The 8,279-nt window shown below is 43.0% G+C and carries 8 protein-coding genes; 6 read left to right on the top strand and 2 right to left on the bottom strand.

Translation table 11 applies throughout. The annotated features are described in order from the left end of the window. Positions 1-960: 960 nt before the first annotated feature. Positions 961-1,965, bottom strand: a complete 1,005-nt coding sequence (locus RM811_RS02130) for an IS1595 family transposase (protein WP_402520307.1) — start codon at positions 1,963-1,965, stop codon at positions 961-963. Positions 1,966-1,992: 27 nt separating this feature from the next. Between RM811_RS02130 and RM811_RS02125 the strand changes: the two genes are divergently transcribed. Further along, on the top strand, positions 1,993-2,238 hold the full coding sequence (locus RM811_RS02125) for a major capsid protein (protein WP_402520305.1): 246 nt from the start codon (positions 1,993-1,995) through the stop codon (positions 2,236-2,238). Between the two features lie 37 nt (positions 2,239-2,275). Here RM811_RS02125 and RM811_RS02120 read toward each other — a convergent pair whose 3' ends face one another. Beyond that, positions 2,276-3,388, bottom strand: coding sequence for a hypothetical protein (locus tag RM811_RS02120; protein WP_402520303.1), 1,113 nt, complete (start codon positions 3,386-3,388; stop codon positions 2,276-2,278). A gap of 316 nt (positions 3,389-3,704) precedes the next feature. Between RM811_RS02120 and RM811_RS02115 the strand changes: the two genes are divergently transcribed. The 5 genes from RM811_RS02115 to RM811_RS02095 all read left to right on the top strand — a co-directional run. Next, positions 3,705-4,016, top strand: a complete 312-nt coding sequence (locus RM811_RS02115) for a transposase (protein WP_402520301.1) — start codon at positions 3,705-3,707, stop codon at positions 4,014-4,016. A gap of 98 nt (positions 4,017-4,114) precedes the next feature. Then, entirely contained in the window at positions 4,115-6,733 is a 2,619-nt protein-coding gene (locus tag RM811_RS02110) for a hypothetical protein (protein WP_402520299.1), read from the top strand. Positions 6,734-7,188: 455 nt separating this feature from the next. Continuing rightward, a complete protein-coding gene (locus RM811_RS02105) occupies positions 7,189-7,341 on the top strand; it encodes a hypothetical protein (protein WP_402520297.1) in 153 nt (50 codons plus the stop codon). 126 nt (positions 7,342-7,467) lie between these two features. Further along, the gene (locus tag RM811_RS02100; protein WP_402520295.1) at positions 7,468-7,869 is read left to right on the top strand and encodes a transposase; all 402 of its coding nucleotides are present in this window, start codon (positions 7,468-7,470) and stop codon (positions 7,867-7,869) included. Positions 7,870-7,953: 84 nt separating this feature from the next. Then, positions 7,954-8,279: transposase (locus tag RM811_RS02095; RefSeq protein WP_402520293.1), on the top strand; the 326-nt coding region annotated here is incomplete at its 3' end.

Here is an 8,279-nt window from a genome sequence, read left to right as displayed (position 1 = left end):
TCAATCAGATTTCTCCGGGCGCTGGTCATGGGCTCTCCTGTCAGGAATAAAATCAGTACAGAAGAAAAGTAGATTAGTTGTTCGAAGAGTCAAATTTATGGATGTCTCTATTTGTGATTATGGATGTCTCTATTTGTGTCTATTTGTGATTTCTATTTGTGATTTGTGTTTGTGATTATGGATCTCTCTATTTGTGATTATGGTTAATCTCTACCGGGTGGGAGTCGAACCCACTGGATTTCAACGAATGATTTCAGTTCATAAAACCTCCCACATTCTCAGGCTTCGCCTGTCGCAATCAAGATCTGACCCCGGTTTTGAAGCGAGCTGGGCATCGGGTGGATATGCAGTCCCTGATTGATGCTGCCGAGTATTTAAGTACCAAGTACCAAGTACCAAGTACCAAGTACCAAGCTATGTGTGGCAAGCGTGTGGAGCCGCTGTTGAATTATTTGGAGGAAATATGATGTGGCTACCTTTCTAGAAGCTGGTAGGGATGATGAAGGAACCGCCTGCGGATGAAGCGGTGGAGACAGTGAGGAATGCTTAATTTGTTGGTCGGTTAATAGGATTGGTCGGCTGGAGGAAAAAATAGGTTTGCTTAGACTTTCCTCCAACTGAGACCTCTCAGCCAAATTCTTCAAAGCATCTGTTCAAGGCCATTAATATCAAGCCAGTAAGCAGATGCAATTTGAGGAATCAGATTATCTCATCTACACGTCCAATCCATACTTCTTAACCAGTCTGAATTGTTTTTAGAGAGATGGTGCAAAAATAACTCAAGAAAAAAGCCGAATTGATCTTTATCAACACACTGCTCTTCGACGTTTTCAAGAAATAAGGACGCTAATCGTCTCTTTTCATAGTGATCTGAGGTACGTTTTATATCGCGAATACTATCGCTAACCAAGCCAAGTAGCTTTCTCATAAACCTATCTCCCTGGTGGTTTCTGGCGGTGTTTAATTTAAAAGTGGTTTTACCCAATGACTCGCAATTCGTTCTAAGAGGCCATCTACAGTAAAGACTTCGGTTTTAAGAAACCGCTTCAAGCCAAGATGCTTAGGCAGATTTTTGGTGGCTACACCCTTGAAAAACCCGTTGATCCACGACTTCAAATCACTGTGATAAGCATTGACACGCTGGATATGATATTCGTCGTCTATTACGTAGACTCCCTTCGAAGTCACCAGCTCCTTCAGCTCAAGGTTGAGTCGCCGAGCAACGCTTTCATGACTCAGGTGTGCATCAGCACACAGAATCGCTCCAGGCTTCAGTCGACCTGATAAATGTGATTCCAGTTCATCTGCACTGACATGTTCCAGAACCGCATCAGTAACATGCTGCTGCCTGTCACAGGCAACCATGACAGGAATGAGCTTTGGCTGCTCCTCTACTGATACTGATTGTGACTTCTTACCCCGAGCCTTACGCTTCCCACGCTTGCGAGGAACCTTGAGCCCTCGATTACCTTTATGGTTTTCGAGGAAGAACGTTTCATCCAGCTCTGTAATGCCACTGAGTAGCTCAGGTTTGTCGGCCTGGATGACATTCATTAGCCGGTGTCGCAGTAAGAAAGAGGTTGGTAGAGAGATACCACACTGCCTTGCGGCTACCCGGAGAGCTGTATCGCCGCGCATACACTCAAGATATTGATCCAGTTTGTCTTTTACTCGTAACCAGGCGAGAGGTGTTGTGGTCAGGGCATTGAATGTCTTGCTGCAGGCCTTGCATTTGTAACGCTTCAGGCCACTCTGCTTACCCCAGCCGCCTACGTTGTCGCTGTGACATCTTGGGCAATATGGAGCTTTATGAAACGTTTCTTCGACCGCTTCAAGCACCTGACTCTCATCGGGTTTGATATCCAAAGTATCGGGCGCTGGTAGTGCGTTATACAGGATAAGAGTTTGCTCTGAAGAAAGTGACTTTATGGATTCAAGTAGAGATAGAAACTGCGGCTGTTCCACGACGACCTCCCAAACAGGGATATGACTGTGTACTTACAGCCATTACAGGGCTATTTGGTAAATCCACTAATATCTAAAACACCCCCTGCGGACATCTTCAAGACTTGGTTTGCTCCGGCTGACTTTGTTGAGACTGTCAACACTATCGGTCTGCCTCGCTATGCCAAGCAGAAGGTAATGGATTTTGAGAAAGGCGTGATTATTCACACTCAATCAAACCCGCTGCCTATCAACTTGAAGCCGAGAGCGGTTATTAAACTCACCATGAGCTAACCGCAAACAGGCTGGCTGGTCAGTGATGGCCAGCCACTTATTCTTTTGGCGGCAATACATTTTTAGCCCCCGCAGGTATTACCGAGCCCTGGTTTCGATAAACCGGGGCTGGTCGTTCCATATTTAGTGCTTTGCCTTCTTGCCAGGTTCCATCTGCACATCTAACCGGATTCTTAAATGGAAATGCCCTGTAATTTAGACGTGATTTGAAGTATTTAGCTTTCATTCTCTCGGTTATGTGATAGCTACACCCAAGAACCTCTGACCTGGTTTTGAAAAAATCAATGGACTTTTGTTCCATATTCTTTTTGGTATGATTCAGTACTGTATCCAGTAACTCCTTAAAAAAAGGCATTTTACTTTCAGATGCTGCAAAAATATCATTAGCATCATCAAATTCGAGCACGCCCTTGAATAGACAATCATCAATGCCCTGAACTGACTCAAAGAGAATATCGGTATCAAAATAAATCAACCCTTTATCGACTAGCTTCTTTTTATAGGAATCTGTTGCCGTGAGCATTTGTGTAATTATTTCACTGCCAAAGTACATCAGGGCAATACGATAGATATCACTGGCAGCGACATAATGGAATAGCTTTTTGTTATCTTCTATATCTTCTATGTTGGCAAATAGCCATTTTGCCAAATCACGAAGAATCGGAGTTTCCTGTATAAACTGGCTCTCGGCAATATCCAGCACTCTGATGTTATTTTTATTCATCAGCCCGTTCATGGTAACTCTGTCTTTTGATGAAAGGGCTTCCCCATGCACCCAGAGAACATGCAACCGCTCTGGATACTGTTCAGACCATTGCAATATATTATTCCGATATCTGGTGGGAATAATACTGCCAATCCAGATGAAGTTTATGGGTAGTTCATTGAGTCTGGCGTAGCCATCAGAAAGGGCCTTGGGCAGTGCTACTACATTGTTAACTCTTCTTGTGGATAAATTTGATGCCTCAATTTTGTACATGATTGAGGCGGAGAGTATCTCCCGCTCAATCCTACGGCAGTAAGGGTTTACGGGTTTGCGTGTGTCGACTTTCCACAGGCTGTAATGTTGCTGGTTTGAAATTGTGTCAACAGGCTGTTTATTCAGAATTTCAGCGGAATCTTTAATGTGGCTGAAATCAGCAATTAGCATCTTATTATCTCTATTAATGTTTATAATTTTCCATCAAGAAAAAAGATTCTTAATCTTTTTCATTCTTTCTGATGTCTCTGATCAATAAATCAAGAAAAAGTTCCAGATCTCAGATTTCATTTCCCATCCACTGAATATAGCGGAGCAAATGGGGACATCCAATAAATTTGACTCTTTTCGAACAACCACAAATAGCACAAATAGAGACATCCATAATAAATTTATCCATGGTTAAGTATGGATAAATTTATGGATGTCCTTTTTTCTACTTAGATAAATTTATGGATGTCCTTTTTTCTTTTTTTCTACTTTGGCAATGAATGAAGATCTGAATCAGGCCTATATTCTTAATGACATTCTTAAGCAACTATGGACGTATAAATATAAAGCCAGCGCCAGCAAGTTCCTGGATAAGTGGGTTGGATTAGCCAAAGAGACTGGTATATCAGAGTTAGAGCGATTTGCGAAAGGTTTGAATAGAGCCAGAACCTGCGAAAGAGCCCGTTTTCCTTTCCAGTACTTTTTGAGAAGTTACAAAAAATCCTCATTCTCGCTGACATTCCATTCATCCTTACAGTCAGTAGACATCAATATTCCTTTAATCAAATATCACCAAATGACTTATTAAATATTGGTATTGAACGAATCACACAACTAGGTCTACATTTTGGGTTTGGGGTGGGGATGTATGGATGGATGTTATCAGTTATAAGACGAGGTTATTCTATGCACCGTATAAATGACTCAAATCCTGTATTCAGCGTACTGAATCAGAAAAAATCCTGCCACATGGAAAAAGGCGGCGTATCCACGCCAACTTCCACAATTCACAGGAAAGTGCCCTCACAGCAAGATACCAAGAATGATAAGCCGATATACCAGAGACAGGCATCACCAGTCACTCAAATCCTTTCACCGCTAATAAACACGATAAAAGACAGTTTTATCCATATAGGCACCAATGTGATTAATAACACCGTTAAACTACCATTACGAATTTGTAAAAACCCTGATGGCATAGTCTCTTATTATACTGCTGTGGCTTTGTGGTTCTTTAATCAAGGCGTGCGCTTTGTGAATGGTGATGATTCGATGTTAGCGACAGAGATCATCTATAACTCAACTATGTGGAAGCATATAGTCTACACCCCGGAAGGTGAACCTAAAGTTACCTTATTAAAACCCAGGAATGTGGAATCTTCTAAAGAAATTTGTGAAGGATATCGAGAAGTTCCATTAATGATGGATGCTGGTGGGAGGCAAACAGATGGACAGATATTAGTTGATAAGCGTTTTTTGGAAAATCCCGGAGCAACCTATCTTGCAACCGAAGTGCCTGAATATTTACAGAAGGAAATCGCAACCCGTGTTGGCGAAGAGATGATAAAAGAAGCTCATGATACTTATAACAATCATAAATACCCTGGATATAAGGCATCAGGAGGTGAGGCTACCAGTCCGATCCAGGTCAGGAAGGGAGGCTGTAATAAGGAATCTGATAACTCTCTCCGTGAGGTTTATTCAACCTATCCAGAGGCTGGCAGTCCGCAATCGGAAGATACAGTATCGTTCAACTTTTTCACGGTGAATAAAAAAACAAAGGAAATTAACCAGAGGTCCGATCATTTATGCAGCAATAAAAATCACAAATCAGCTGCATCAATTTATGTAGGCGACCAGACCGCCAGGATTACGATCCCACAGGGCGACTACCGTACAGACAAAAATTATGCCAATGCCATAGATAGTATGAATGTTCGATTCAAAGGCAGTTATGCATCCTCAGGTAATGAGGTTCTTAACACGAAATGTGGAGAATATTACGAAAGGGTACGTAAGAAACAATCAGTCATCAAAGAATACAGGGAAAATGGCACATTCACGTGTGGGGACGGAACTGTATTGAACAAAAGCGATGGTAATCCGGTGTGTAACGGCATATCAGATTGTGTACATGGCGGTGATGAATTCTGTCGGGATATCAAGGATCTCAATGCCGTAGGTCAAATTGATTCTAAACTTGATCAATATGAAAAAACTGGTGAATACCATTGTTTAACCGGAGACGTATTGTTGAAAGTCAGGGATGGGTATAATGTTTGTGACGGAAACAAAGACTGCTATGACGGGTCTGAGGAGGTCTGTACAACTCCTCGGCAGTATGCACAAGCGGGCCGGCAAATTTGTGACGGCAGGAACATTGAGCTGAGTCACCCCTGCCCAACGACCCGGGACCCCTCGAATATCCTGATATCCACGGGCAGGGATACCACCACAGATAAGCCCACGACTCAACCCACGACTCAAACGATTCAATCTACGACTGAACAGCAGTATACAACGGCAGCGCTTCTCCCTGAAACGAGACCTCATGAGAAATCGACCATCCCTGTCAACAACTTTGCAGCCGTCAGGGGGTATGACGAGAAACGCCAATTCTTATGTGAGGATAAAGCAGGGACTGTATTGCACAAAAGAGATGGCAATCCGCTCTGTGATGGCAAGCAGGACTGTTTAAATGGAGCTGATGAGAAGAATTGTAATACTAATGCAGACTATGCAGCTGTAGGCAGGATTTCCCCTGATGTGTGGACTAGTCTCAGAAAATTTAGAAAAACTGGTGATTACCCGTGTTTAAACGGGGAGATATTACCTAATGCTGCTGGTCAGCTCTGTGATGGAGTCCCAGATTGCTCAGACAAAACCGATGAATACTGCGCGCGTCCCGCGCATTTCAGGAATGCAGGCAGGTTCTATTGTGGTGGCGGTGAAAACATAGCGTCGGAAGAAGTTTGTGATGGGAAGCCAGACTGTAATAATCAGAGAGATGAGCAGCATTGTCCAACAAGCCAGACTCCCTTTTTAGAAATAGCGGCCTTACCTGACACAACAGTTATAAAGTCTGGTATACAAGTACCTGACCAGGTAACCAGTACAGGCAGTTCACTCCCCTTAGATCCTGATTTTACTAAAGAGTTCAATACTGATACAAATTTGTCAGAAGAGGGAGACACTGGCACTGGGATAGCCGTATACAAGCCCTTTCAGCAGCAAAAATTAATACAAAAGTCATCTCATAAGGAAGAAGCAGAAAACATGTCCCCTCAGCTGCAAAAGCAGGGAAATACCTGGACATCTTGGAGTGCCACTATTGGATACGTATGTTTGGGAGTCTCAGCTCTGTGCACAATGGTAGCTGTCACGGCTACTGTCGCATGTTACGTCAAGAAATCCTCTCTATTCAGTAAAAAAGAGCCCCAAAACCCGGAGACAACTGTCCCAAACAAGTGCTCCTTTGTTATTGCTAAAACCATTTCAAATAGTCCGGCACCCAGCGCAGTATAGGAGAGCTGTTGCAGGTATAGAGTGATTGACAACTGTATGGATTATGTTTTTGTATTGATATAAGCGGGAAAAGGCAGATTCACCCTGAAAATCCGGAGTTTCGGGGTGAGAATTCAATGACAGGTCTCTGAGGATGAACGCCACGATTAAAACCAAATGATGGGTGGAATATCTCGTTCCCACGGTCCCCGTGGGAATGCATACCGCCACTTGCATTATATTCCCAGAAAAAATGGCAGAAAAAATGGGGTCAGGTCTTTCATTGTGCATATCTACTGTCGTTTAAATTTAAAAAACCACTTCCTAACATCAGAAATAAATGATATCTAACAATATAAGTTATGCACAATGAAAGACCTAATGGAATGGTCCGCCCCGCTCCCAAACCGGCTTCAAATGAGCCATGATAGAATGAGCTAAGCGAACGTCATTCAAAATAAGAAACGGAGCGAATCATGAGCAAACATAACAAATCAGGAGTAAGCCAGAAAGGTCAGGTTGCTGTTCTCGGAATTGATTTGAGTAAAAAAAAAATTGGGGTCAAAAAAATTGGGGTCAGGTCTTTCTTTTTGAATAAATACAATATTCAAAACCTGACCATGGTTTAATACTTGTTTATGCGTCAAGAAGAAAGACCTAATGGAATGGTCCGCCCCGCTCCCAAACCTGCTTCAATTGAGCCATGATAGCATGAGCTAAGCGAACGTCATTCAAAATAAGAAACGGAGCGAACCATGAGTAAACATAACAAATCAGGAGTAAGCCAGAAAGGTCAGGTTGCTGTTCTCGGAATTGATTTGAGTAAAAATAGTTTTCAGCTGCATGGTGTTGATGCCAGAGGCAAAGTGGTCATCAAAAAGAAACTCAATCGAAAAGCGCTCTTGCCGTACATAGCCAATTTGCCCCAATGCCTTATCGCTATTGAAGCCTGCGGAGGATCACACTACTTGTGTCGTAAGTTTACCGAGCTGGGCCATGACGTTCGCATCATTGCTCCCCAATTCGTGAAGCCTTACGTTAAGTCAAACAAAAATGACGCTGCAGATGCCGAGGCTATTTGCGAAGCTGCACAACGCCCGAACATGCGCTTCGTGCCATCCAAAAATGTTGAGCAGCAGGACATTTGTAGATTCTAAAAGGTTCATAGAATTCGCAGCCAGACAGTTGCCAGAAGAACAGCATTAGGTAACCAAATCAGAGGGTTGCTAATGGAGTACGGAGTGATCATTCCAAAGGGAATCTCCTTTATCCGTAGGCAAATCCCTTTGATTCTGGAAGATGCAGAAAACGGTTTAACAGTGCTCTTCCGTGAAATTCTCATTGGGCTTTATGAGGCTCTTCATAAGAGAATGGAGCACTTGGATAAACGCATAGAAAAGCTTGAGCTGAAGCTCCAAACGATTGCAGCCAATAATGAAGGTTGCCAGCTTTTGTTAACCATACCCGGCATTGGGTTACTCACTGCTACTGCTTTATTTGCTGCCATTGGGGATATAACGGCATTTAAAAATGGCCGGGAACTGGCTGCCTGGCTGGGACTGGTGCC

It is taken from the genome of Endozoicomonas sp., assembly GCF_031844845.1.
Taxonomy (GTDB): Bacteria; Pseudomonadota; Gammaproteobacteria; order Pseudomonadales; family Endozoicomonadaceae; genus Endozoicomonas.
Note: the sequence above shows the minus strand (reverse complement) of the source record. Positions and strands in the feature narration are given on the sequence as shown.